This window comes from Acinetobacter sp. HZNU-JH01, from assembly GCF_037996845.1.
GTDB lineage: Bacteria > Pseudomonadota > Gammaproteobacteria > Pseudomonadales > Moraxellaceae > Acinetobacter > Acinetobacter haemolyticus.
On record NZ_JBBMZX010000001.1, the window covers coordinates 3,136,028 to 3,161,378 of the forward strand.

General features: G+C 42.7%; 24 protein-coding genes and 4 pseudogenes. 17 read left to right on the forward strand and 11 right to left on the reverse strand.

The window, feature by feature from the left end; genetic code table 11:
- Nucleotides 1–18 precede the first annotated feature (18 nt).
- The gene (locus AAC851_RS14845) at nucleotides 19–1,080 is read right to left on the reverse strand and encodes an AraC family transcriptional regulator (protein WP_004760125.1); all 1,062 of its coding nucleotides are present in this window, start codon (nucleotides 1,078–1,080) and stop codon (nucleotides 19–21) included.
- 139 nt (nucleotides 1,081–1,219) lie between these two features.
- Between AAC851_RS14845 and AAC851_RS14850 the strand changes: the two genes are divergently transcribed.
- From AAC851_RS14850 to AAC851_RS14860, 3 genes are all read left to right on the forward strand, one after another.
- Complete coding sequence (locus AAC851_RS14850; RefSeq protein ID WP_000078398.1) at nucleotides 1,220–1,540, forward strand: 2Fe-2S iron-sulfur cluster-binding protein; 321 nt, start codon at nucleotides 1,220–1,222, stop codon at nucleotides 1,538–1,540.
- A gap of 76 nt (nucleotides 1,541–1,616) precedes the next feature.
- Complete coding sequence (locus AAC851_RS14855; RefSeq protein WP_001089493.1) at nucleotides 1,617–3,110, forward strand: cytochrome P450; 1,494 nt, start codon at nucleotides 1,617–1,619, stop codon at nucleotides 3,108–3,110.
- Nucleotides 3,111–3,195: 85 nt separating this feature from the next.
- Entirely contained in the window at nucleotides 3,196–4,410 is a 1,215-nt protein-coding gene (locus AAC851_RS14860) for an NAD(P)/FAD-dependent oxidoreductase (RefSeq protein WP_340601004.1), read from the forward strand.
- A 38-nt stretch (nucleotides 4,411–4,448) separates the two neighbouring features.
- On the opposite strand, the gene AAC851_RS14865 is transcribed toward AAC851_RS14860, so the two are convergent.
- Nucleotides 4,449–4,679, reverse strand: coding sequence for an IS5 family transposase (locus tag AAC851_RS14865; protein ID WP_004656998.1), 231 nt, complete (start codon nucleotides 4,677–4,679; stop codon nucleotides 4,449–4,451).
- Between the two features lie 656 nt (nucleotides 4,680–5,335).
- Between AAC851_RS14865 and AAC851_RS14870 the strand changes: the two genes are divergently transcribed.
- The 5 genes from AAC851_RS14870 (at nucleotide 5,336) to AAC851_RS14890 (ending at nucleotide 8,825) form a co-directional block, all read left to right on the forward strand.
- On the forward strand, nucleotides 5,336–6,205 hold the full coding sequence (locus tag AAC851_RS14870) for a metal-dependent hydrolase (protein ID WP_000149466.1): 870 nt from the start codon (nucleotides 5,336–5,338) through the stop codon (nucleotides 6,203–6,205).
- A gap of 83 nt (nucleotides 6,206–6,288) precedes the next feature.
- Nucleotides 6,289–6,915: a TetR/AcrR family transcriptional regulator gene (locus AAC851_RS14875; RefSeq protein WP_000952904.1), complete on the forward strand. Its 627-nt coding sequence runs from the start codon at nucleotides 6,289–6,291 to the stop codon at nucleotides 6,913–6,915.
- Nucleotides 6,912–7,883, forward strand: a complete 972-nt coding sequence (locus tag AAC851_RS14880) for a BtrH N-terminal domain-containing protein (RefSeq protein ID WP_000186299.1) — start codon at nucleotides 6,912–6,914, stop codon at nucleotides 7,881–7,883. Before AAC851_RS14875 ends, AAC851_RS14880 begins: the two co-directional genes overlap by 4 nt.
- A 56-nt stretch (nucleotides 7,884–7,939) precedes the next feature.
- Nucleotides 7,940–8,404: a PaaI family thioesterase gene (locus tag AAC851_RS14885; protein WP_000378064.1), complete on the forward strand. Its 465-nt coding sequence runs from the start codon at nucleotides 7,940–7,942 to the stop codon at nucleotides 8,402–8,404.
- A gap of 1 nt (nucleotide 8,405) precedes the next feature.
- Nucleotides 8,406–8,825: a PaaI family thioesterase gene (locus AAC851_RS14890; protein ID WP_000029507.1), complete on the forward strand. Its 420-nt coding sequence runs from the start codon at nucleotides 8,406–8,408 to the stop codon at nucleotides 8,823–8,825.
- A 91-nt stretch (nucleotides 8,826–8,916) separates the two neighbouring features.
- On the opposite strand, the pseudogene AAC851_RS14895 reads toward AAC851_RS14890, so the two are convergent.
- A pseudogene (locus AAC851_RS14895) lies at nucleotides 8,917–9,039 on the reverse strand (helix-turn-helix domain-containing protein); the annotation flags it as partial.
- A 51-nt stretch (nucleotides 9,040–9,090) separates the two neighbouring features.
- Nucleotides 9,091–12,057, reverse strand: a complete 2,967-nt coding sequence (locus tag AAC851_RS14900; RefSeq protein ID WP_004726714.1) for a Tn3-like element ISAcsp1 family transposase — start codon at nucleotides 12,055–12,057, stop codon at nucleotides 9,091–9,093.
- 94 nt (nucleotides 12,058–12,151) lie between these two features.
- On the opposite strand from AAC851_RS14900, the gene AAC851_RS14905 reads away from it, so the two are divergent.
- On the forward strand, nucleotides 12,152–12,760 hold the full coding sequence (locus AAC851_RS14905; protein ID WP_004726718.1) for a recombinase family protein: 609 nt from the start codon (nucleotides 12,152–12,154) through the stop codon (nucleotides 12,758–12,760).
- Nucleotides 12,747–13,076 carry a hypothetical protein gene (locus AAC851_RS14910; protein ID WP_016660660.1) on the forward strand — a complete coding sequence of 110 codons (330 nt, stop codon included), beginning with the start codon at nucleotides 12,747–12,749 and terminating at the stop codon, nucleotides 13,074–13,076. The genes AAC851_RS14905 and AAC851_RS14910 overlap by 14 nt, the downstream gene beginning before the upstream one ends.
- Nucleotides 13,077–13,223: 147 nt before the next feature.
- Here AAC851_RS14910 and AAC851_RS14915 read toward each other — a convergent pair.
- The 4 genes and pseudogenes from AAC851_RS14915 to AAC851_RS14930 all read right to left on the reverse strand — a co-directional run.
- Nucleotides 13,224–13,523, reverse strand: a pseudogene (locus AAC851_RS14915) (replication protein); the annotation flags it as partial.
- Entirely contained in the window at nucleotides 13,507–13,854 is a 348-nt protein-coding gene (locus tag AAC851_RS14920) for a hypothetical protein (protein WP_016541972.1), read from the reverse strand. The gene AAC851_RS14920 and the pseudogene AAC851_RS14915, both read right to left, overlap by 17 nt.
- A 332-nt stretch (nucleotides 13,855–14,186) precedes the next feature.
- A protein-coding gene (locus tag AAC851_RS14925; RefSeq protein ID WP_109439987.1) for an IS5 family transposase occupies nucleotides 14,187–15,009 on the reverse strand; the annotation gives its coding sequence in 2 pieces (ribosomal slippage) (nucleotides 14,187–14,627 and nucleotides 14,629–15,009; 822 coding nt in all).
- A 234-nt stretch (nucleotides 15,010–15,243) separates the two neighbouring features.
- Entirely contained in the window at nucleotides 15,244–15,597 is a 354-nt protein-coding gene (locus tag AAC851_RS14930; protein ID WP_016660659.1) for an antitoxin Xre/MbcA/ParS toxin-binding domain-containing protein, read from the reverse strand.
- An 840-nt stretch (nucleotides 15,598–16,437) separates the two neighbouring features.
- Between AAC851_RS14930 and AAC851_RS14935 the strand changes: the two genes are divergently transcribed.
- The 3 genes and pseudogenes from AAC851_RS14935 to AAC851_RS14945 all read left to right on the forward strand — a co-directional run.
- On the forward strand, nucleotides 16,438–17,046 hold the full coding sequence (locus tag AAC851_RS14935) for a hypothetical protein (protein ID WP_004679652.1): 609 nt from the start codon (nucleotides 16,438–16,440) through the stop codon (nucleotides 17,044–17,046).
- Between the two features lie 30 nt (nucleotides 17,047–17,076).
- Nucleotides 17,077–18,657, forward strand: coding sequence for a CAP domain-containing protein (locus tag AAC851_RS14940; protein ID WP_016541975.1), 1,581 nt, complete (start codon nucleotides 17,077–17,079; stop codon nucleotides 18,655–18,657).
- Nucleotides 18,658–18,673: 16 nt separating this feature from the next.
- Nucleotides 18,674–19,408: pseudogene (locus AAC851_RS14945) on the forward strand (tetratricopeptide repeat protein); the annotation flags it as partial.
- Here the strand turns inward: AAC851_RS14945 and AAC851_RS14950 are convergent.
- Nucleotides 19,406–20,565 (reverse strand): IS3 family transposase gene (locus AAC851_RS14950; protein ID WP_118901380.1). Its coding sequence is split into 2 segments (ribosomal slippage): nucleotides 19,406–20,319 and nucleotides 20,319–20,565, totalling 1,161 coding nucleotides; the frame shifts between segments, so codons are not numbered across the junction. The pseudogene AAC851_RS14945 and the gene AAC851_RS14950 sit on opposite strands and share 3 nt — an antisense overlap.
- Before the next feature lie 66 nt (nucleotides 20,566–20,631).
- Between AAC851_RS14950 and AAC851_RS14955 the strand changes: the two are divergent.
- From AAC851_RS14955 to AAC851_RS15940, 4 genes and pseudogenes are all read left to right on the forward strand, one after another.
- Nucleotides 20,632–21,153, forward strand: a pseudogene (locus AAC851_RS14955) (sel1 repeat family protein); the annotation flags it as partial.
- Between the two features lie 168 nt (nucleotides 21,154–21,321).
- Nucleotides 21,322–21,573, forward strand: coding sequence for a polymorphic toxin type 46 domain-containing protein (locus tag AAC851_RS14960; RefSeq protein WP_010589574.1), 252 nt, complete (start codon nucleotides 21,322–21,324; stop codon nucleotides 21,571–21,573).
- A 3-nt stretch (nucleotides 21,574–21,576) separates the two neighbouring features.
- A complete protein-coding gene (locus AAC851_RS14965) occupies nucleotides 21,577–21,849 on the forward strand; it encodes a hypothetical protein (RefSeq protein ID WP_008941961.1) in 273 nt (90 codons plus the stop codon).
- Nucleotides 21,850–22,062, forward strand: coding sequence for a TNT domain-containing protein (locus AAC851_RS15940; RefSeq protein WP_081377758.1), 213 nt, complete (start codon nucleotides 21,850–21,852; stop codon nucleotides 22,060–22,062).
- A gap of 280 nt (nucleotides 22,063–22,342) precedes the next feature.
- On the opposite strand, the gene AAC851_RS14970 is transcribed toward AAC851_RS15940, so the two are convergent.
- Nucleotides 22,343–23,284, reverse strand: a complete 942-nt coding sequence (locus AAC851_RS14970) for a LysR family transcriptional regulator (protein WP_075315321.1) — start codon at nucleotides 23,282–23,284, stop codon at nucleotides 22,343–22,345.
- 51 nt (nucleotides 23,285–23,335) lie between these two features.
- Nucleotides 23,336–25,261: a sigma 54-interacting transcriptional regulator gene (locus tag AAC851_RS14975; RefSeq protein WP_016660412.1), complete on the reverse strand. Its 1,926-nt coding sequence runs from the start codon at nucleotides 25,259–25,261 to the stop codon at nucleotides 23,336–23,338.
- Between the last annotated feature and the right edge of the window lie 90 nt (nucleotides 25,262–25,351).

Sequence of the window (25,351 nt, forward strand, 5' to 3'; positions counted from 1 at the left end):
ACAATCATACGAACAACCTCATTCTCTCAGGTCATTTTCTTCTTGCCGATGGGTGATTTTTCGCCGATAAGCACTTGGTGATACACCAAACCAGCGTTTAAACGCGCGCCGAAAATTAGCAGAGTCGTGGTAATTCAGTAAGCTGGCAATTGCCTCGACCGATATTTGAGGGTCATGTAAATAACTACTGGCTTTCTCAGATAAAATCCGATCTCGAATCAGCCGGTAACTCGTGTTCTCTTTGACCAGACGTCTGGCCAGCGTACGCTTATTCATAAACAAGGCTGCAGCCAGATCCTCTTCACTCAGTTGCCCGAGCGGATAGGACAGCATGGCTTTTTGCACTTGGTAAGTGGTGCTGTGTTGCTGGGTCTTGAGCCGATTCAGAATCATTTCGCATTGTTGCATCGCCAGTAGATAGCTGTCGTGCTGCGCAGAGGCATTGGCAATCAAGCACAGTTCGGTCGGCACTTGGATCGAAAATTGTGCCTGATCGAACTGATACTCACCAGTCAAATAATCCGCATAACAGGCATGATGATCGGGTGCAGCATGGCTAAACTGTATCACTGCCTCGGTCAATGGTCTTCCAACAATAAACTCAGCAAATTCTGAAAAAATCACTGCAACGGTTTCGGACAGTAGCCGATGTACTGCGCTATTCAGGGTTTGCTCAAAAAAAATCATGCAGCTCGTCCACGCAGCATCGGTATGTGCTTCAAGTCGCATCAAACTTATACGCGTCGGCAAAAATGTCTGAAACGCATGTAACACGGCTAGCAAGTTCGGGCTACTATTAATTAAAAAGCCCATCGCACCATGCGTTGAGGGAGTTAGGCGCTGACCCAAGCGCAAACCGAACTGTTCAGATGTTGATAGATCTATGCTGTTTTGCAGGATCTGAGCTTGTTGGCTGGCCGTGATCATGGTGTCATCACGCATCAGTTGCTCAGTGGTCAGCGCAGTGAATTTTAATAATTTCGGCAGATCGCGCGCTTGTAAGTCCAGTTCTCGACCGATCAAACGGGTATAGCTACACGGAATGATCGCGGGTTCTTTGCCTGAGTGAGTCTGATACATGGAATATGCTTTATTGGCTGACGAGGTAATATTGTCTTTTTATGACCTCTATTTGTCAAATAATAACCTCTACAGAACCGCAGAGAGTGCGTAATCTTGAGCTTGAACAGTGAAATTAAGCCAAATCGGAGTCGTAGCCATGAGCCAAATTACATTTATTGCCCACGATGGTGCACAAACCAGCGTTGCAATCGAAGCGGGTAAGTCACTAATGCAGTTGGCGGTTGAAAACGGTGTTGCCGGAATTGATGGGGATTGCGGTGGCGAATGCGCCTGTGGTACCTGCCACGTGATTGTCAGTGCTGAGTGGTCGGATGTTGCGGGTACGGCACAAGCGAATGAGCAGCAGATGTTGGAAATGACCCCAGAGCGTGCTGCCACCTCACGTTTGGCGTGTTGTATCCAAGTGACCGATGCAATGGATGGCATGACGGTACATCTGCCTGAGTTTCAGATGTAACACGTCAGCTGTAACCCAGCGGATCAACCGCCTTAACAAACACACCTCGTCAACGATGCTCAGTCAGGAGACCATCATGAACTCAGTCGCAGAAATTTTTGAGAAAATAACCCAAACTGTCACCAGCACCGCTGCAGACGTAGCAACCACGGTTACGGATAAAGTCAAGTCTAATGAGCAGTTTCAAACGGGCAAGCAGTTTTTGCATGGTCAAGTGACCCGTTTTGTCCCATTGCACACGCAGGTTCGCGGCATTCAGTGGATGCAAAAAGCCAAATTCCGTGTGTTTAACGTGCAAGAATTTCCTGCATTTATCGAGCAACCGATTCCAGAAGTTGCAACACTGGCACTTGCTGAGATTGATGTTAGCAACCCATTTTTATACAAGCAAAAAAAATGGCAGTCTTACTTTAAGCGGCTGCGTGATGAAGCACCGGTACATTATCAAGCCAACAGTCCGTTTGGGGCATTTTGGTCGGTCACGCGTTACGATGATATTGTCTATGTCGATAAAAATCATGAGATTTTTTCAGCTGAACCTGTGATCGCGATTGGCAACACCCCTCCTGGGTTAGATGCTGAAATGTTTATTGCAATGGACCCACCCAAGCACGATGTGCAGCGGCAGGCCGTACAGGATGTAGTCGCACCAAAAAATCTCAAAGAGCTAGAGGGTTTGATTCGGCTACGCGTGCAAGAGGTTTTGGATCAGTTGCCAACGGATCAGCCGTTTGATTGGGTGCAGAATGTTTCGATTGAGCTGACAGCCCGTATGTTGGCAACATTATTTGATTTCCCATACGAAAAGCGGCACAAATTGGTTGAATGGTCAGACTTGATGGCTGGCACTGCGGAGGCCACAGGTGGGACAGTGACAAATTTGGATGAGATTTTTGATGCAGCAGTCGATGCAGCAAAGCATTTTGCGGAGTTATGGCATAGAAAAGCCGCACAAAAATCTGCAGGCGCTGAAATGGGCTATGATTTGATCAGCTTGATGCAGTCAAACGAAGCGACTAAAGACCTGATTTATCGGCCGATGGAGTTTATGGGCAATTTGGTCTTGCTAATTGTCGGCGGCAACGATACCACACGCAACTCGATGACGGGTGGGGTATACGCACTTAACCTGTTTCCAAATGAGTTCGTCAAACTCAAAAACAATCCGAGCTTGATCCCGAACATGGTATCCGAAATTATTCGCTGGCAAACCCCGCTGGCCTATATGCGTCGGATTGCCAAGCAAGATGTAGAGCTTAACGGTCAGACCATCAAAAAAGGCGACAAGGTGGTGATGTGGTACGTTTCTGGCAACCGCGATGAGCGAGTGATTGAGCGACCTGATGAATTGATCATTGATCGTAAAGGTGCGCGTAATCATCTGTCATTTGGTTTTGGTGTGCATCGCTGTATGGGTAATCGCTTGGCCGAGATGCAGTTGCGAATCTTATGGGAAGAGCTGCTTCAGCGTTTTGAAAATATTGAGGTTTTGGGTGAGCCAGAAATTGTGCAATCTAATTTTGTGCGTGGTTATGCCAAGATGATGGTCAAACTGACTGCCAAAGCATAGGTATCGACATCGGCGACAGATGCAGTTTCAACTGTCGTCAGCAAAAATGTATGCTGTCCATCGAACATGAACTGAGTGAATTTATATGCAAACAATCATCATCATTGGCGCAAGCCACGCCGCAGCTCAGTTGGCGGCCAGTCTCCGGCCAGATGGTTGGCAGGGCGAGATTGTGGTGATCGGCGACGAGCCGTATTTGCCGTATCATCGACCACCGTTGTCCAAGACTTTTTTGTCTGGTGCGCAACAGGTCGATGAGTTGTTGATTCGTCCAGCGGCGTTTTATCAAAAAAATCAGATCACCTTTCAGCAAGGTCGAGTGGTTGCGATTGATCGGGTAGCGGGCAACGTGACGCTACAAGACGGCAGTACGCTTGCGTATGACCAGTTGGCACTGTGTACTGGTGCGCGAGTCCGTACGGTATCGCTGGCTGGGTCTGATTTGGCTGGTGTGCATTACCTCAGAAATATCAGCGATGTGCAGGCCATCCAGCCATTTGTACAAACCAACGGCAAAGCGGTGGTGATTGGTGGTGGTTATATCGGTCTGGAAACCGCCGCCGCATTGACCGAGCAGGGCATGCAGGTGGTGGTCTTGGAAGCCGCCGAGCGGATTTTGCAGCGGGTAACTGCACCGGAAGTGTCGGACTTTTATACGCGGATTCATCGCGAACAGGGTGTGACGATTCATACCGGTGTGTCGGTCACGGCGATCACGGGTGAGGGGCGGGCGCAAGCGGTGCTGTGTGCCGATGGTTCGATGTTCGATGCAGATCTGGTGATCATCGGGGTCGGGGTTGTACCGAATATCGAGTTGGCGCTGGACGCGGGCTTGCAGGTGGACAATGGTATTGTGATTGATGAGTATTGCCGTACCAGTGCGCCAGAGATTGTGGCCATCGGGGATTGTGCCAATGCGTTTAATCCGATTTATCAGCGGCGGATGCGCTTGGAGTCGGTACCAAACGCCAATGAACAGGCCAAAATTGCCTCGGCGACCTTGTGTGGCTTACAGCGGACCTCGAAGAGTTTGCCTTGGTTTTGGTCAGATCAGTATGATCTAAAGTTGCAGATTGCGGGACTCAGTCAGGGGTATGATCAGATCGTGATTCGGGGTGATGTGCAGCAAAGGCGTAGCTTTGCAGCGTTTTATTTGCAGGCGGGTCGCCTGATTGCGGCGGATTGTGTGAATCGTCCGCAGGAGTTTATGCTAAGCAAAAAGCTGATCACGGCTGGTACGGCGGTCGATCCACTGCGGTTGGCGGATGAGTCGATTGCGGTACAGGCGTTGATGGGGTAGCTTAAAACTACATCAGGCTAGATTTGCATTACGCTGATTCAGATGTTAATCAGAATGGCATCGATAGATACCTGTGAGAGCAAGTCAGGTGCAGCTTTGGCTTTGTGTAATTCACCACCCGTGATCGCAAACACGATGGGTAATCCATACCCATCTACGGCAAGATGGATCTTACTTGTCTTGCTACCTCGACTTAAGCCAATCGCCTCCTGATCGTGAGTTGCAGCACGTGCATTATGTTGATGTGCCTTGACGTAATTGCTATCCATAACCCCTACTCTATATCAGAGTCAGTAGATAAAACCCTGAGTATGCTTTGGAAAAAACCTTTTGCTGACCAGTCGTTGTATCTTTTGTAGAGATTAGGCTGCTGACCAAACTCAGTCAGGAGGTAGGTCTAGCCATGGACATTTCACCCACATTCTGTAGAGCATGGCTTCTACGGTGAGCCGTAAATTTGGTTTGTGATCAATGTCCTGTTGCTTGAGCATAGGAGAAATCTTTGCTCAATGTTGGTCGTTCAGCATAAAGCGTGGCATGGTGGACTCGGATGGGGAGAGCTTTAATTCTCTGAGTCTGCCTCCAATTTGCAATCAATATTTTCAAACGTCAACACACTCTAATGTAAAAAAACTAACATTAAAAAAACACCTCTGCCAAAAGGTCTGGTAGCTATATTCGATGTCAAAGATGATCTGGCTCACCTGCTGCGTTGTTAACTCATTCTATCAAATTTTGAGGACAGGCTTGACATTTGGTCAATCGACCAATATATTTTCAAAATATGCATTTGGTCATTTGACCAATACCCGTTGAATTCTTGTGTGATATTTGCTGTGCCTGACCAAGGTGAAAAATATTGCTCAAGGTCAAATGTGATAGCAGGTTTACAGACATTCGATGCCTTTACAAGGAAACTCTCGCCATGACTCATATGATCAATATCCAGCCACGTAAGCCGCGGTTTGATTTAAGTGATGTTCCAGTTTTTTGGAACGACGGTGACCCGGTGTTAACACGCTTCTTTGATGCACTTTCTATTCACTTCCCCGATGGAGAGCGTTTTTTTATTCAGTCGGTGCGTAACTATCAGGATCTGGTCACAGATCCTAAACTGAGAGAAGATATCAAAAACTTTTTTCGCCAAGAAGCGCAACATGGCATTGTGCATGACCAGTATAATGCGGTGATGCAGTCGCAAGGCATTCATGTCGAAAAGGTCATCGCAAGATTCAAATTATTTATTCGGCTCTCCCAAAAACACCTGCCCGCCAAGTATCTGTTGGCCATGACAGCTGCCTTTGAACATATTACTGCTGTACTAGGCGAGGGTGCTATGGAGGGTGAGGGTGAGATGTTCAAGAATGCTCATCCCGCAATGCGTGCCATGTTCATGTGGCATGGGGTAGAAGAAGTCGAACACAAAACAGTAGCCTTTGATGTTTACGAAACAGCGGCAGGTGGGGGGTATTTCACCCGCGCATCTGCTTTGATTATCGGAACGCTACTGGTACATGCGGTGGTTGGCTCAGTTCTTTGGCATATGTTGAAAATTGACAAACTACAAGGTCAGCCATTGGTGCTTGCTAAGGGATTTTATCGCCTCTATGGACCACGTGGCCTGATTACCAGACTTATTCCACGCTATCTGGACTGGTTTAAGCCAGGTTTCCATCCTAGCGACACCGAAATCCCAGAAAAGGTTAATTCTTGGCTGGCTGAATATGATAAGCATCAAGACCCTATGGAAGCGTCACGAATTGTTTTTAATGTCCCCATTGCAAAAGCTGTATAGATCAGGAGAGACCGTGAAAGACTCGACTCGACTTGACCAAGTCGAGTAACCTGTCTTATTGATATAATGTTATGAGTCAAACTATGTTGAGTAGTGAATCTACGCGAGTCGAAGTTGCTGACCGCGAGAGAGTATTAGCCGCTTCTGCCAAGCTGTTTCGAGAAAAGGGTTTTGAGCGTACCAGTGTGCGAGAAATTGCCAGTGCTTGTGGTATTCTTCCAGGCAGTCTGCATTACCGCTATCGTAGTAAAGACGATATTTTGGTTGATATGATGCGGCTTGCTATTGAGAGAACTATTTACAGGATTGTTGAGGCGACTTCCGCGATTCAAGATCCACTCAAAAAAATGCAATCGGCACTGCAGACACATGTCGATATCCTTATGTCGGGTGACGATATGGTTTATGTGTTGTTGTTTGAGTGGCGCTCGGTACATGGAGTCGCACGTGAGCAGATTATTGCTGAGAGAGACAGATACGAGCGATATTGGCAGACAATTCTTGATGATCTGCAGTCTTATGGTTGTATCCGAAACGATGTGGATGCAGATCTGTTAAGACTGATTGGGCTAGGAGCAATAAACTGGGCTGCCACTTGGTATAAAGAAAATGGTAAGTACAATCTTGAACAGATCGCGGATGCGATATGGCAGATGATGACAAGAGGCATCCTTAATCCAGATTTTCACGAAGAGGCAAAAAACCTGTGACCAACTATAAGACTCCATCCCGTATCACGCACGCCATCGGGAGGCATTGTGGCAGCTCCGCAATTCGTGATTTGCTCGAGTTTAATGGGCTGAATATTTCCGAGGCCATGTGCTTTGGATTAGGCTCAGGGCTTGGCGTGACCTATTTGGAAATGGCTGACGCCCCTGTGCCATTTTTAGTGCATGTGCGGTCTTTGGGGTTTGAAGCGCGCGTATTTGAAAGTATCGGTATACCCTTTGAGTGGCAAACCTTCGAGTCACCCGAATCGGCAGCCACCGCGCTGGAGAAATGTTTGGATGCGGGTCACCCCACCCTGTTGCTGACGGATATTTTTTATTTACCTTACTTCAACAGCAGCACGCACTTTCCCGGTCACGCCATAGCCGCTTGGTCGAGAAATCCAGAGACAGGTGCGGTATTTGTCACCGATACCGAGCGTCCGAGTGTTTTGTCGGTGACGCGAGAGGCACTGACCCGCGCACGTTTTTCTACACAGCCCCCATTTATTCACTATGGCAATATGTTCACGCCCACCGCGTTTCAAGGCGAAATTACCCCCGAGATGATTACCGGTGTCATCCATGACAACGCCAAGTCATTAGCTGTGAGTGGCATATCGGCACTGGAAACATGGCTGGCCGAACTGAGTCGTTGGGGAGCCACAGGCGATTGGCACTGGACGACCCGATTTGCCTACCAAATTATTGAAAAGCGTGGCACAGGTGGCGGCGGCTTCCGCAAAATGTACGCTGAATTCCTTGATGAAGCGGTTCACTATGACGCAAGTGTACAGCAATATCGACTGCCCCTGTTAATGAGGGCTTGCGAAAAAGCATGGACGGCATTAGCCATGTGTTTGAAGTCTGCCTCGGAAAGCACAAACTTTCCATATGCCGCCATTGAAGAGGCCATTGTGGCGGTGATGCAGGCCGAACGTAATTATACAGATGCCGCCCTTGCACTTTGAGACGTGCCGCTAATTTTTTCGCAATAAAATCAGCCAGCAATGGCGGGAGTTCAAAAATGGACAGTAATAACACGGCACACCTGACCATGGCTAAGGCGTTTTTTGGTACTAATCACCCTTTATTCAATATGTTCAATATTAGTGTTGGTGCAGTGAGCGATGGTCATGCCGAGATGACGATGCCCTTCTCTGAGCAACTCTCTGACCGTAAAGGCTCACTGCATCGAGGGGCTTTGGTGACGCTGCTGGATACGACTTGCGGCTTATCTATTTTTTCGTCATTGCGGTCGTTAGAGCCGATTGCCACTATTGATTTGCGTGTCGATTTTTTGCGACGTATTCCCTCTGCGGTAGGTTTAAAGGCGATAGTGGATTGCATTGGTAGAACCGATACGGTGGCCTTTATCACGGGCCGAGCGGTTGCAGAAGACAGTGGTGAGCTACTGGCTACTGTCACTGGTTCTTTCGCAATCGGCACGATGGGACCCTCTTTTGACAGCAATGAAGCGCGAGGCGAGTGATATGAGTATAGTAAATCAGATGAGCGCGGAAACACCCCCACTAAAATTGTGTGACGAGCCTTTTGTCGATTTTCTAGGTTTTCGTGAGGAAATGCAACATGGAGAAATACAGTACTTTATGGACTTTCGTGATTCGCATATCGGCAACCCGATGATTGGCACGTTTCATGGCGGCATTCTCGCGAGTTTTGGTGAAGTGGCCGCCGCCGCCTATCTTGCCCGTCAGCGTGGTGATAATGAGCTGCCCTTATGCTCCACGATGACCTTTGATTACCTGCGGCCAGCATTTATAGGTACGTTACAGGCAGTCCCCAGTATTGTTCGTGCGGGTCGGCGCATTACGACAGTATCGGTTCAGTTACTACTTGATGGCAAGTTGGTTTGTATCGGTCGATTCCTGTTTACGGTTAGCAGCAAATAAAATTGGAGCAAGCTCAGTTCAGGATGCCGACCCTGTTTTACTCAGAAAAATTTTCAATAGATAGACAAATAATATCAAATAGCTGGAACTACTACTGATACCGATACAGCGTTGGCGCAGAAATCCCAAACTCCTTCGCCAATGCTCGCTTGGTTTTGTAGTCGCCAGATTCAAGACGTTGATGCAGCAGAGCCACTTGTTCAGGAGTCAGTGACGGCTTACGGCCCTTGTAGGGGTCGTCTCAGGAAACGGAAAATATAGCACGCTAAGGTTTTTCAATTGCGCGCAATGGCCTAAATTTTCCACCACCTATCTTGGCTTTGCTTCGCCATAGATAATCCCCAGTTAAATTGATGTGCTCCCACCCCAGCGGTGACAGATATTGCAGCAAGGTATCATCGACTGTGCGACCATGCCCTCGTAGGGCGTTAGTCGCTCTCTCTAAATAAACCGTGTTCCACAATACAATGGCGGCGGTCACTAGATTCAAGCCACTGGCTCGATAACGCTGTTGCTCAAAGCTTCGATCTCGAATCTCACCCAATCGATAAAAGAAAACGGCGCGCGCTAATGCATTACGGGCTTCACCTTTATTTAATCCAGCTTGAACCCGACGGCGTAGTTCTACGCTTTGCAACCAATCCAAGATAAACAGTGTGCGCTCAATACGCCCCAGCTCTCGTAATGCCAATGCCAAACCATTCTGTCGTGGATAACTACCGAGTTTACGTAGCATTAGCGACGCTGTGACAGTCCCTTGCTTGATTGATGCGGCCAGACGCAAAATATCGTCCCAATGAGTACGAATCTGTTTGATATTCAGTGTGCCGCCAATCATGGGTTTAAGTGCGGCATAGTCTATGTCTGACTTTGGAATATAGAGTTTCGTATCGCCCAGATCACGAATTCGTGGTGCAAATCGAAACCCTAGCATGTGCATGAGTGCAAAAACATGGTCGGTGAATCCAGCCGTATCGGTGTAGTGTTCCTCGATGCGTAAATCAGACTCGTGATACAGCAGCCCATCAAGAACATAGGTTGAATCACGAACGCCCACATTGATCAGCTTACTGCTAAATGGTGCGTATTGATCAGAAATGTGTGTATAAAATAACCTTCCAGGCTCTGCGCCATATTTTGGATTGATATGTCCTGTACTTTCAGCTCTGCCACCTGCGCGGAAGCGTTGGCCATCTGATGAGGAGGTAGTGCCATCTCCCCAGTTTTCAGCGAAAGGTTGTTTCAATTGAGCATTCACCAATTCGGCCAATGCCGTTGAATAAGTTTCATCACGGATATGCCAAGCCTGTAGCCATGAGAGTTTGGCATAAGTTGTACCAGGACATGATTCGGCCATTTTCGTCAGCCCTAAATTAATTGCATCAGCCAGTATGGTCGTGAGCAATAACGCTTTATCCTTCGCAGTGTCATCCGTTTTCAAATGAGTGAAGTGTCGAGTAAAGCCTGTCCATTCATCGACCTCCATTAATAATTCGGTGATCTTGATATGTGGTAACAGCATTGCTGTTTGGTCAATTAAAGTTTGGGCTGTATCAGGAGCCACGGCATCGAGAGGTGTTATTTTTAGACCAGATTGATTGATCATCGCATCAGGCAAATCGTTGGTCGCTGCCATGCGATTAATGATTGCTAATTTCTGCTCCAATAGTGAAAGGCGACTTTGCAAATATAGATCACAATCAGTAGTAATGGTTAGAGGTAACTCATTGGACTGTTTTAGCTGATTAAATTTATCAGCAGTCACTAAATACTCATCGAAGTCTTTGAATTGGCGAGAGCCTTGTACCCAGAGATCCCCAGCCCGTAGCGAGTTTTTAAGTTCAGATAACACACATATTTCGTAATAGCGGCGATCAATACCATCATCGGTAAAGACTAGTCTTGCCCACCGTTTTTTGATAAACGCTATTGGAGCATTAGAGGGGATTTTTCGTGTATTATCAACATTCATGCTGCGGAGCAACTCTACAGCGGCAAGCATATCTTTTGCTGCTGGGGCAGCACGCAATTTAAGTATGGCAAGAAGTTCTGGCGCGTAACGGCGTAAAGTTGCATAGCTCTCGCCAATTCGTGGTAAAAAATCAAAGTCTTCGGGTTGCGCCAGTTTTTCTGCCTCAGTAATACTTGCTGCAAAAGCATCCCATGAAATAACAGTTTCGATGGCGGCAAACGGATCACTGCCATTTTGCTTGGCATCTAGCAAGGCTTTCCCGATAAGCCCATACAAACGCACTTTGTCGTTGATCGCTTTACCTGATGATTGAAATTGTTGCTGGTGTTTATTTTTTGCGATAGCAAATAGCTTTCCAATAATGCGATCATGCAGGTCAATAATTTCGTCGGTGATCGTGGCCATACTCTCCACAACGATTGCTACCAAAGTGGCATATCGACGTTGAGATTCAAATCTGGCCAAATCAGCAGGAGTCATTTGCCCACCTTCGCGAGCAATTTTCAGTAAGCGATTTTGATGAACGTGTTTTCCAATGTCTTCAGGTAGATCGATGGCTTGTAAGCACTTCAGCCGCTCAATGTGCTCAAGCATGTACTTTGAGTTTGGTTTAGCTGGTGACTGTCTAAGCCACCCCAATATTGTCAGTTTGCTGCCCTCTTTACGGTTCAGCAAAGCATCTATATTTTGACGATGAGTTTCTGAAAGTGAGCTCGTCAAAGCAGTATAAATTATGCGGTTGGCAGATGTGATTGCTTCTGCGCAAATACTATCAATTGCATTTATAGCTGGCAAAAGGACTGATTTTTGTCGTAAATTTTCAACGAGAGTTGTGGCTAAAATAAGACCTTTATCTGTCTGAAGGGACAAATCCACCATCATATTGACCGATTGCCGATAGTCACTCAAGGTGAATAGTTTGAACCCAAAAACTTTTTTCAATTCGGCAATATGTTCTCGTCTTGTTTGCTCGCGCTGACCATAATCATTCCAGCAGTCCACTGATATACTAAGTTGAGCAGCCATCATGAAAAGTAAGGGTTTGAATGGTTCGTCGTTAATACCCAATATCACTCCAGGGTAACGCATGTAGCAAAGTTGAATTGCAAAGCCTAGCTTGTTGGATGCCCCTCGATGTTGATGGACTATGGATTTATCAGAATCACTCAGAGTGTAATGCTGAAGCATAAAAGCTCTATCATCTGGAATTTCGAACAGGCTTCCCAATTCCGTGGACGACAAAATAGAATGGCGCGGCATGGCTCATTAGTCCCAAATAAACTAAACTATTAAAGGTACATTATTTTGTACCGCCACGCTTAGCTTTGCGCTGCAATTTCGCAAGGAGGTTCAATTGGGACAGAATGCGGCCATTTATTGCCGAGTATCAACGAACGATCAGTCCTGCGAACGACAGGAATATGACCTACGTGCCTACGCCAATCGTTGCGGCTACGATGTTGTCGGTGTTTGGAAAGAAACTGCATCAGGCAGTAAGGATGAGAGATTGCAAAGAAAATACTTGATGACCATGGCGCAATCTCGTGAAATCGATGCCATCTTGGTGACGGAATTGACACGCTGGGGCAGAAGCACCGTGGATCTCGTACAGTCATTACAAGATCTTGGGCATTTCGGGGTATCTCTGGTGGCACAAACAGGTTTGCAGTTTGACCTTTCCACATCTCAGGGAAAGCTCATGGCTTCTGTGATGTCTGCATTAGCAGAGTTTGAGGGAGATTTACTACGTGAACGTGTGCGCTCTGGTGTAGCAGCGGCACAAGCGCGGGGCGTTGTGTTTGGTCGTCGTCCTGGTCAACGTACCAAGTCAGATCGTCTGGCACCTAAAGTGTTGGAGTTGGTGTCTGCTGGACACTCTTATCGACAAGTCGGTCGGCTGGTCAATCTAAGCAAAAATACCGTGTTGGATATCGTTAAAAGAAGTCGGAGTGAAAATCCTTAGCGTGCTATATTTTCCGTTTCCTGAGACGACCCCTGGTTCAGATCATGGCGAATGGAGTGAACAAGACAGAAAAGATATTGCTCAACTACGTGAATCACACCCTGAACTAGCACACTGGGGCGATTTAGCAATAGGTGTTGCATTTGGTAGCTTCTCCGATGATGTCTTAGAGGTTGGTTGGGGTAATTGGATAATTGGTCAACGTAGTGAAGATTTCTTAACTTATTGTTGTTGGCGACAAATTAAAGGAACTTGGAATTTTGGTATGTTTTTCAAGACACCTAATCAAGAAGTTTTACCAATTTGGAAAAGCTAGGTTTACAACTATATTGTAAAAACTGCTATTTTTCTAAACTGAAAAATTCATTGAGTTTAGAACTGTAATGTAGATTTATTTAATTAGATTTGATGTAAGTTGTTGATTTTACACTTTGCTAGTTTAAGACATTAATGTACAAAGACACAGCCATTTATTTTGTGCTAACTTTTCAATCACAAGAATCCCAGCTCGCTTTAACTTTGCAACAATTCGTTTGATTGTTGAGATGCTGTACACGCCAAGCGTGCTTTGCCACTGTTCATAACTATGGAACCAATATTTTTTTCCATTAAAGGTTTTTCCTTCGTTATTTTCTAAAAAGTAATGCAACTTCTGTAAAAAATTGGCGGCAGCCACGCCAAACGCTTTTGCAAGCGTTGGCGAAGCAATGAGAGGATAGTCTCCAGATACGAGAAGATGATTATTCTTATTGGTCTTGGACATGATTCGCCCCACGTAGCACACGTTGTGCACGTTCAATCATCTTGTGACGTTGATGTGTACGAAATGCCCAGAGCGACGATAAATTGTTATTTTGATTGAGCTTTGCGACTTTAAGAATTTGCTCATCAGTCATTTCATGCATGCATTGACGAATGATTTCATGGGCTTGTTCAAGTTCGTTGAGCAGGGAGTTTGCAGTGTCAACAGCAATATAAAGATTGGCAAGTGTTTGACGTTGAGGATTTGAAATTGATTTGCCCAGTTCAACAATCAGTTGCGAGGCTTGTTGTTTAGATGTGCACGTATTTGCACCATGAAGAATTGCGTTCATAGTCGTTTCCTTGTAGATAAGTTTAATACTTACCCCCATTACTTCTCACGGTAATGGTGGCAGCAAAACAGGGGTGAGAATACCGTTCTACAAGGTACGGCCAGCATAAAGCTGCCCTGTCAAGCTGCCATAACGACTGCTAAACAGTAGACAAAAAAATAGCCGCATAAGCGACATTGTTTTGCGCTTGTAGAATATAACAGGTTCTCACGCCTGTACACAGATTTTGCTGTGTTCAATTAGCTTAACTGGGTATCGCTTGAGCTGTCAACGATGTAATTGGATCTTTTTACATATTTTAACATTAAATAATAGATCTCTTGCGAAAGTCATTATTGAAAATTTATCCGGTTTACCAGTGCAGCGATTAAGTTAATGCGTAAACCGAATCTTTTCCGTCTATTTCGATAGCGTTCACTTAATATTCTAAATGTCTTCAATTGACTATTGATGTGTTCGATCACAACTCGTATTTTTCCAATCATTTTATTGTACTTTTTCTCAACATCAAATAAGGGTATATTCTTCTTTTTCTTTATTGGCATCAATAATTTAAAGCCATCTTGCTCTAATCCGTAGTACCCTAAATCGGTCATAACATATTCACAATGTTTGAATTTCTTAACCGTTTTTCTTGCCAGTTTAATGTCATGCTGACTGCCATTCGATATATCTAGCCCTATGATTTGTTTGCTCTTCGGATGATAGATCACTTGTGCTTTTAGCGTATGTTTCTTCTTTTTACCACTGTAGAACTTACTCTGATTTTTTTTTCGGGCGTTCTATTGAACATTCTGTCGCATCGATAATGACCCAGTTAAAGTGTTCGTCTGCTGTGGTAATGCTTCGTTTTGGCAGAGTAAAACATCTTGATTTCATCAATGCATCTTCAACCTTTTTAATGGTTCGATTCACATTACTTTCAGCGATATGGTAGTGTGCCGCCAATTCCAGTTGAGTACTGTAGTTACGTAAGTAATTGAGCGTTAATAACAACTGATCCTCTATAGCTAAAGTATGAGGACGACCTGATTTCTTTTTGAGTGATTCTGCTTTTTCTAAAACATCTACCATTTCGGTAAAAACTGGTCGAGGTACGCCAACCAAGCGTTTAAATTCAGAATCTGAAAAACGATTTAAGTTCTGATATCTCATGAAACTTAGATTGAGGTGGTTTTTACTTTCGCAAGAGATCTAATGTATTGATTAACCTGAAGATATTTTAAATTTCTGACGGCTAGGAATTTGATTGTGAATCATGTTTGTGGTGGTTTGTTGAGCACAAATTTTAATCTTTGCTGTGTTTTTAACGGAAGTGATGCTAATGATGATCAGAATTTCTAATCAAGCAAATTGAAGCTGATTCGCTAAAAGAATGATTTAAATAAATCATCGATTGTTTAGGGCTTCAACAACTGTTAAGACTTTCTCTAAGCCTTTTCTAGTTTGAATTTGCTGAATCGGGACACCATCGGTTGCGGTATTGAATGCATTCATAAAATAATCAATCCATTCAGAATCATCGCCCGTGAGTGCTGATAAGCTTTGATAAAGGCGAATCAGTAATAATCCAGTTTCACCTTGTGCAGATGCGGGTTCTAATACAGCTGAGAATTCGATTTGCTTCATCGAAGCGAGATCGCGACCTATCACAGCAGCCAGTTGAGTATTACTAAGACCGAGTAAATCCGCAGTTTTCAATATGGCTTCTGCTAAAACCATTGTTGTACTGGCTGAGTTCATTTAATCGACCCGCTGAGCTTTGCTGATTATTTATTCTATCCCATTTAATAGGCTATTTCTGAAGGTGCGTGAGCTTCAGTTTGATCGCTTTAAATCAGCCTGAGCCAATACATTCTTCTTATTAACAGCTCATTAGGCATTGATTCATCTCAATGCGTTGAATGTAAAAGCTGAACTGAGCCTGATTTAATTCTTTATTTTATTGTTTTATTTTAATAGAGAACAACAGTCCATTTTAGCCTCATCCATCAAAGCAAAATGAGCCTATCGATTGGACGAATTTGACCTTATGGGAAAAATCAAAGATTTAATGCGATTACATTTGGCGAATCTAATTGTCTAGATTTTAGTGCTTTGTAAAATTGACTAAAGCGCTGGATAAAATTAATATGAGCTCGCTGGCCTACATTGCCAGTCGGTTTTAGCAGACCGTCCAACACAAGAGCATTAAAGGACTTGTCTTTTAGTGTTTATCCCCTCGTGCCCCTCTGCGGTGGAACGGGAGGGGGACGTCTTCGGACGTGCTGGATTCTTGTGTTCCAGTCTGCTAACCCGCTCTCGTTCTGCCACCATTATTTAGCAGTAATTGGTAGAACTTCTTAACACAAGGAGCTTCTCATGCTGTACCAATCTTTTCTAATTTGTGTTTCACCCCATGTTCAACCTTGTTGTGCTTTGCAACGGGGGCGATACGGCTAATTTTTTATTATTCGTCTGTTATTCAAACAACATTTTTACAAGAACAATCCAACGGTGGACGGCTAAATCACGCCTATAAAAAATAAACCTTTTTATATCTGCTGGTGATTGTGCATTGCATTGAACATGCGGGAAACAACCATGACTGAATTAAGCAAACCCAAAATCATACCCATTGAACACCGTCCACAAAAATCTAAGCTCTTTATAAAATGTGTGGTCTTACCCATCGTGATCTTTCTCATCGTTGCCAAAATCTTCTCCTTTGGTGCTTTCGGTTACATCTTCTTTGGCTTTGACCTGTTCTGGTTTGTGATCCTTTACTACCTTTATGAATATGGAAATACCTACTTTGACGGGATGACTGAACAACTGAAACGTCAAGGAGAAAGCTTTAACTACCAAAACCGTGGTGTTTGGATCAACAGCCAAGATAAAACCATTATTCTGTTTGATCAGTCTGATCAACGCCTCGTCAAATATCCCTTTGATTACATCACTTCCGTTGGACACTACAACTTAGTCGAAGATAACTTTAGAACCACGACCACTGTGATCAGCAATCCAATGATGGGAACACATGTCAATCAACAGGTCCATCGCACACCGATGAAACGAGAGTTTCAAGTCAATATTGGTACACGAGATCCATTCAAACCGAATTACAGCCTAAAAGTCCTATTTCCTTGGCGTAGTCCACAAATGGCCAGTGAAATCCGTCAATTATTATCGGCTGATCATTATCAATAACAACAATATAAAAATTTAAGGCAGTCAATCATGATGATTTCAAAATCGTTCATGCCATCAGTTCTAATGATGGCAATCAGTACAGCAATGGTCGGGTGTGGTAGTGGTTCGGGTGGAGATTCAAGTTCATCCAATGGCGGTGGAACGGATAATCCAGATAATGGCAATCCAATCCCTAAGCCCGTGACCTGTGTTGAAAGCCAATATCTGGAAGAGGGTGTATGTAAAAACAAGGTAGTGCAGAATATTCAGTCACTACCATTCAGTACGCTGATTCAAGGTCAACGCTATCCATTATCGCTGCAAACAGATCAAGGTCTAGTAGTAACGTTTAGCAGTAACACACCCAACATCTGTAGTGTAAGTGGCGGTGAACTTAAAGCGCATAAAGTCGGTCAGTGTAATCTGGTATTGACACAGGCAGGGACGGCAAAAGTTCTAGCACTGAATAGCAGCATGACCGTCAATGTGAGTTGTGCGGCTGAGCAATATCTAGAAAATAATGTGTGCGTGAATAAGCTCAAGCAAACCATTACCCCACTAAAAATCAAATATATCCTGACGGAGAGTGTGTATTCACTGGATACGGAATCCAGTGCCAAACTACCTGTCACGATTAGCAGCCTTTCTTCATCAACCTGTACCTATAGTCAGGGGGAACTCAAAGGGATTGGTGCAGGGTTATGTACCCTTAAACTTACTCAAGAGGGGGATGCTAAAACACTGGCAGCAGAGAGTAAAACCATCAGCTTTGATGTGTTTAAAGCTTCATCTATGGGTGATGCACCCGATATCAATAACTGTTATGCAGGTAAGCTCAGAGCAAAGTTTAGAAATGAGTTTTTACATGAGCTCAATACGGTTCGTGCCTTGCATGGGTTGCCAAGTATTACATACGATTATGCCCATGAAGATGAGATGATGCAGACTGCCCTGATTCTTGCGGCAAACAACATCTTGACTCATTACCCTGAAGCGACCACAAACTGCTATTCAGATATTGGTGCAGTGGGTGCAAAAACCAGTAGTTTGGAAATGGGGGTAAGACAGAATAAATATGACTATTCACCTGCCGAAAGCATTACAAATATGGTGCATGACAAATTAAATCTGTTTGCAGGAGATGTGGGGCATCGCCTCTGGATGCTTAATCCTTTCTTACAAAAATCGGCGTATGGTTCAGTTAATGCGCCATCATTTAAAGATACCCGATTCCCTTATGTGGTCGGTACGTCCTACAAAGTGGTTTATCCCTTCGACAATCCAACCACTGCACCACTCGGTGTGATTGCCTATCCCTACCACAACTATCCAGCCAAATATTATATGGCGGGTTCAATTCTCTCGATTTCAGTTTTAACCGATCAAAAGAATTTCTTTGCCAATCGAAATGTGGATTACGCCAAAGCCACTGTTGTTGTCACTGAACGAAGTAGTGGAGCTAAACAGAAGATCAGCAATATACGCTATGAAAATATCGGAGTTCCTAACCATATCCAATTTAACTTCGACGATTTGAAACTGAATGTGATCTACGACGTCAAACTCAGCAATGTCTTGGTGAATGGTCAGCCTAAAGAATATTCCTACTGGTTTAATGTGAATGATTAATAAGGATAAGAATCAGATGAAAAAATTAATACTCCATCTTGCTGTCGCTAACAGTATGGTAATGACCAGTTCAACAGTATCTGCTGAAACCAAGAAAGTGAACCTGTCGGCAGGACTGAACTATGTACTGTCACAAGTCGTGACCAAAGGAGATAATAATCAAAGTCACCATAATATGGGAATGCTTTACTACTTAGGAAAGAAAGGTGTACCTGTAGATCATAAAAAAGCGGCTGAATGGTTTTCCAAGGCAGCAGTGAATGGTTTTGCTCCTTCACAGTACGCATTAGCAGTCATGTATCTTAATGGGGATGGTGTACCACAGGATGCAAAAAAGGGCGTTACCTTGTTGCAAAGTGCTGCACGGCAGGGACAACCTGAAGCGGTCAAGTTATACAATGTATTGCAGGCTAATAAAGCACAGCAGCTCAATGCTGTTCAAACGACATCAGTACAAACAGCTACAACAGCCATTAAATACTATGATACATCCAAGCTTGAACCTAAGAACTTTAAGCAAGTTGTACTCCCTAACCTAAGTACAGATACCGTTGCTCGAAGTTTTTATAAAGTGACATCATCCAGAGAAAGAGGAAAAGATGATTACTGGGGAAGTGGCAAATACTACTATGTTAATAAGCCTAGCGACTTGGATGATCTCACTGATGCTGTAATCAGTATCGCGCCTATTATTACTTACCAGAATATGCAGGGGGAAGCCCGTTATTTAGTCCCTGTGGAAGTGATCCTAGGCAGTATCGTGGACAACCGATCCCTCTAAATTCTTAAAATATTTCTGCTCAAAGGCTTCTGGGCTTAACCAACCATTTGCAGAGTGCCTTCTCACTCGATTGTAGTAAATCTCAATATAGTCAAACAAGACAGCATTCGCTTCTTTTCGGGTCAAAAACACACTGCCATGTACCACATGACCTTTTAATGTGTGAAAGAAGCTTTCTGTTACTGCATTATCCCAACAGTTACCTCTGCGTGACATGCTTTGGATGCAGTTATTCATCAATAATAGCGCTCTAAAATCACGACTACAGTACTGTGAGCCTTGGTCAGAATGGACCATGATATTCGTTGGATACCCCTGACGAGCCATTGCATAATTAAATGCATCACAGACCAATTGACGGTCTATTCGATGGCTGGTTTGCCAACCCACAATACGACGACTAAATAAATCTAGCATCACGCATAAGTACAACCAACCTTCTTTGGTGCGGATATAAGTAATGTCTGTTGTCCAAACTTTATTTGGCTGCATGACTGTAAACTGGCGATCTAACAAATTCGGTGCTGTAGGCAAACGATGATTTGAATCTGTTGTATGCTTATATTTACGTGCAATCTTGCTGCGTAAACCGAGCTTTCTCAACATTCTTCCAACGGTACGCTCACTCATTTCGTAACCCAAATCACGCATGTCGTGCACCAATGAAGGTGCACCCAATCGTGCATGATGCTGCCAATATACAGCTTTTAAATCAGTATATTTCTGATTGACGTAAATCTGTCTCTTTCGCCAAGCATAGTATCCCGAAGCGCTAACTCCTAGGCATTTACAGGCAGAAGAAACCGTAATTTCAGTCACAGCTAGACCTTGAATTACCGTGTACTTTTCTTGGCATGATCTGTTAGGAAGTACACATGCGCCTTTTTTAAAATATCATTGGCTTCCCTGAGTTGTTTGACCTCCTTCTCTAAATCTAGAATGCGCTGTTGTTCTGGTGAGAGTTGACGTTTACTTGAACCTGTTGGGTTAGCTTCACGAATCCATTTATCCAATGTTGAATAACCCACCCCTAATTTCTGGGCAATTGCAGCGACGGATTCATGTGAGTTCGAAAGGGCATAATCTATTGCTTGCTGTTTAAATTCTGGACTAAAGCGTTTAGCCATTTTACATCTCCAAAGTTAACGTTACGTTATCTTTAGAGGGACTATGTGTCCATTATTTTGTCTAGGATCAAAGTGACTTTAGCAATCGAAGGGAGGATAGAAACTTCACATGCTACACGAGGCACTTTGGAATTATATCTCTTTAAAAAATTGGACAATGGACAATTCCAAATGATTTCAAAAACAGCCCAAGGGGGAATTGAAAGTATAGAGGGATATGGTCGAACCTCATGGAATGCTCAAGAATTTAAAAAGAACTTACAAGCTTTTGGAAACAATACACTAGGAAGCTATACCATTGATGGTTATTACGGCAATGGTTATGGGGAAAGCGTGTGGTCACTTCTTCTGTTAAATGAAGACGACTATATTGTTGAACAAATGTTCGAAGAAGGAAAAGTTTCAGAACAACCAGAGTACGGCTATTCTTCAGCAATCAAAGTTAACAAAAATGGACAACCATTTTATCCATTCCAGATTCAATATCAGGGAACGGATTTGAACGACAATAGTCAGATGGTTAAAGTAAATAAAATTGTACCTTATCAGTATGATAGTAAGAATAAGTTTTATTCAAAGCTGAAATAATACTCGTAAATTAGAATAGCTATATTGATGTCTATCCTCCTGTTTCTAGGTATTGGGAATTGGAGGACACTATAAGAATGAGGAAATATCAGTGAATATTAAACCAATTAAAAATGATGTTGAACTTACTAACGCTTTTATTCGATATTGAAAATAGATGAAAAATATGTGCAACATATTAAAGATGGTAGAATTGGCAATTATTTTGCACCAGTTGGTACTCCAGCAAACCATTTAGGAATTAACCCAGCAGGAAGAGTGCCAATTACTTTTGCTCCAGTAAAGGAAACAGAGGTGCTTAAATCAAAAGCTAAAGAAATTGTTGATACATGGACTGATCCGAATAAACCTTATCCAGCAAAAGGTGGTGGTACACAGTATTTTGTTCCAAACAAAGAAAATTTAAAACAGGTGAAGTGATTAATGAATAAACGGCTAGAACTATTTTATATTGCACTAGAAAAATGCGAGAATCTAATAGGTTTATATCCAGATTTAATTGTGTTGAAATCTATTTATAACCAAATTGAATATTTAATAAGTTTTGAAAAAAATATGGATATTGATAAAAGTCGAATATCTGAAATTATTATTGGGGTACAGACAGTAAGGGAAATTGAACCTTTAGATGATATAGCTTCAGAAATTTTTTATAGGGTAGCTGATGAAGCAAGAAAAATGAATAAATCCATGTGAATTGAAAAACGTGCATTACCTTTTAGCTCATTAAATAAACCTTATAGGCAATATGAAGTTATAAAGCCTATTACTCCTACAGCTGAATCAAAAATCTTACCATGGTTTGGACAACCTGGCCAAGGAACTCAGTATAAGTTGCCAAAATCTGTTCAGGAACTTTTAGATCCTAATAATCCATATTTAAAGGAAATTCGTAATGACAAGAGGTAAGTTAATTCAATATTTGTCTTCGTTGGGAGTGCATGATAGTAGTTATGCTTTCGACAAAATAAAAAATTCTGAGTGCGTAAGCATATTAAAGGAGAGAGAGATGTGGAATGTTTATTATACGGAAAGGAATATTCCTGACTGGCTTTGTTGCATAAATATGTAAGCATCTGATTTAAATAAATTTAATTTTGGATCAAGAAATAATCAAAACTTTTAAAATCATATAGTTATGAAATCTTTGTGCAACAAAGCCCTAATTAATCAAAATTTTTTTGTAGACTCAAGTTTTAGTGCCTGAGTCTATTCTTTCCCAAGGAGGCAATACAGTCCATTGTTCAACGAGGTAATCGATAAACATTCTGATTCTTGGAGACAAATGTTTTTTGCTTGGATAAATAATGCGAATAGGCTCGGGTTCAACTGTATATTTTTCAAGAAGAGGAATAAGTTGGAGCTGATCAATACTTTCTTGTGTGATATAGGTGGGTAGTTGTATGATACCAAACCCTGAAACTGCAGATGCCAAGATAGCATCTGAACTATCGATTTTCATCTTCTCAGGACCTTCAAAAACATAGATCCCCGAGTCTGTCTTGAATTTCCAGCTTCTACGATTGTTGCTACCATTTAGAAAAATTGTATCAAATTTTGCTAAATCTTCTGGAGTTTGGGGGGAACCATGTAATTTAATATATTGTGGTGATGCACATGTCTGCATTTTTTGCCATGCGATGGTCCGTGTTAAAAGTCGAGAATCATCCTTGGGTTCACCAACACGAATACCTATGTCAAAGCCTTCTTCAATGATGTCAACAAAGCGATCTGTAAAAGAAATGTCTGCTTTTAATCCAGGCCATTTTTTTAGAAAGGTGTCTAAAATGGGTAAAATATATCGATTTCCAAGTGAGTGAGGAGCTGTAATTTTTAAAGTACCAATCGGTTCAAGGCGACGTGAAGCCATTACATGATCAACTTCTTCTAAACCTTCTAAACCTTCTAAAATCTGCTGGCAATAATCAAAGAGAATTTGCCCCTCATCAGTCAAGCTTAAGCTTCGTGTCGTTCGATTTAATAGTCGCACTTTCATTTGTTCTTCTAAACGAACAATACTTTTACCAATAGCAGATCGTGATAAACCTAAATGTTTCGCTGCAAGAGTATAACTGCCATATCTGACTGAAGCTACAAAAGCAGAAATATCACCAATTCTATTGATTTCCATTGCTTTATCCCAATGTGATTATTCATTTGTTGGTAAGGTATTGAATATCCATTAATATTTAATACCTAATTTTTTTAATTTTGAAATCAGTGTCGTTGGATTAATCCCTAAAAGCTTAGCTGCACCCTCATCACCAAAAATTTTACCTTCACATTGTTTGATTGCCAGTTGAAGATTTTCAGTTTCTAACTGTTTAAGCTGTTGTATCGATAGGACTTGCTCAATTGCTGTAGCGTGATTGTGCTGCATAGTCTGAGAGGATTCTTGTTCCAGTAAATATTTAAATGAAACAGCGCCATGTTTGGCAGTAATCAATGCTCGCTCCAACACATTTTGTAATTCTCGAATATTACCCGGCCAGTCATAGTGTTGCAGTTCGAGGATGTGTTTTTGTGAAAAAGGTAAATAAGGCACTTTACGATTTTCACTGATCAGCTTGGTAAAGTGTGAAACTAATAGAGGAATATCTTCTTTTCTATCTCGTAAGGCGGGTGAGTGAATCGGGAATACATTCAAGCGGAAGTATAAGTCTTCACGGAAATTTTTGAGCTTAACTTCTTCTCTGAGATTACGATTAGTCGCTGCAATAATCCTGACATCAACGTGGCGAGTTTTTTCTTCACCAATTCGTTCAAATGTTCCTTCTTGTAATACTCTTAATAATTTACTTTGTAATTCTAGTGGGATTTCACCAATTTCATCTAGAAACAATGTTCCTTGATCTGCAAGTTCAAATCGCCCCGCTCGATCACGCACTGCTCCCGTAAATGCGCCTTTAACATGCCCGAAAAATTCACTTTCAAATAGTTCTGAGGGGATGGCTGCACAGTTAACACGTATAAGAGGTTGTTGTTTACGATGACTAGATTGATGGATTGCACGTGCAATCAGTTCCTTTCCTGTACCAGATTCGCCATAAATCATGACATTGGCATCAGTAGAAGCAACTACTTTAATTTTTTCAATGATTTGTAAAATTGAGGCACTATTTCCCACAATTTCATGATATTGATTCTCTTGTAGTATCTCTTCCTGTAAATATTCATTTTGTTGTTCTAGTCGACTTTTTAAGTCTTGTAGTTCGTTAAGAGCATGGGTGAGTTGTTTTTCTGTATTTAAGCGTTCGCTGATATCTCTAAAGACTACAACTGCACCAATGATCTCGCTTTCACGGATGATTGGTGTACTTGTAAATTCCACAGGAAAAAAACTGCCATCACGTCGCCAGAAAATCTCTTGTATTCCTTCATGTACTACACCATCGTGTACAGCTGCGTAGATTGGGCATTCCTCGACAGGATAGTGCGTACCATTCTCATGAGTATGGTGGTGTATTTTATGGATATTTTTACTAAGCACATCTTCTGGTTTTAATCCTAGCATTCTCGCGCCAACGGGATTTATAAAGGTACATAATCCTTGTTTATCGATACTATAAATTCCATCACCTACTGAGCTTAGCAGCAAATGCTTGCCAGTGTCAGAATCAATAAAAAGTTCTTGTAGAGCTTGCCATTCTTTAAGCCCTGCACGAATGACTTTATCTGCATTTTTATTCAGTTGACGTAGCTCTAAGTCTTTGACATCGACTAAGGACCAAATGAGCAGAGTCTTATTCTTATATGGGATTGAAACAGAGCTGACATCGAATTGAATTTTTTCTCCATTTTTATCAAAAGCATATAGCTCATTATTCCATGCATAGCCTTTAGCTAGTGTTTCTTCTGTAAATGCCACTAAGTCTGGGAGTTGACTAAAATGACCAAAAATAGAGGTGATAGTTTTTTGAATCAGCTCATGGCGTTCATAGCGGAGTAATTTCGTAGCACTAATATTTACATCAATAAACTGATTTTGATGTGGGTCTAAAACGAGTAAGGCTTGAGAGGTGTGTTCAAATGCAAGTGGACGAATTGAATTCTCAGTAGTAACCCAATCGGAAATGAAGTCGGTATTATTCATGCTACGAAATTTCATAGAATAGGTTATGAAATTTCATAATACTACGAAAAATCATAACCTTCCAGCACTATATTTATCATCTAAAAGAGCAGTTTTGAAAATATT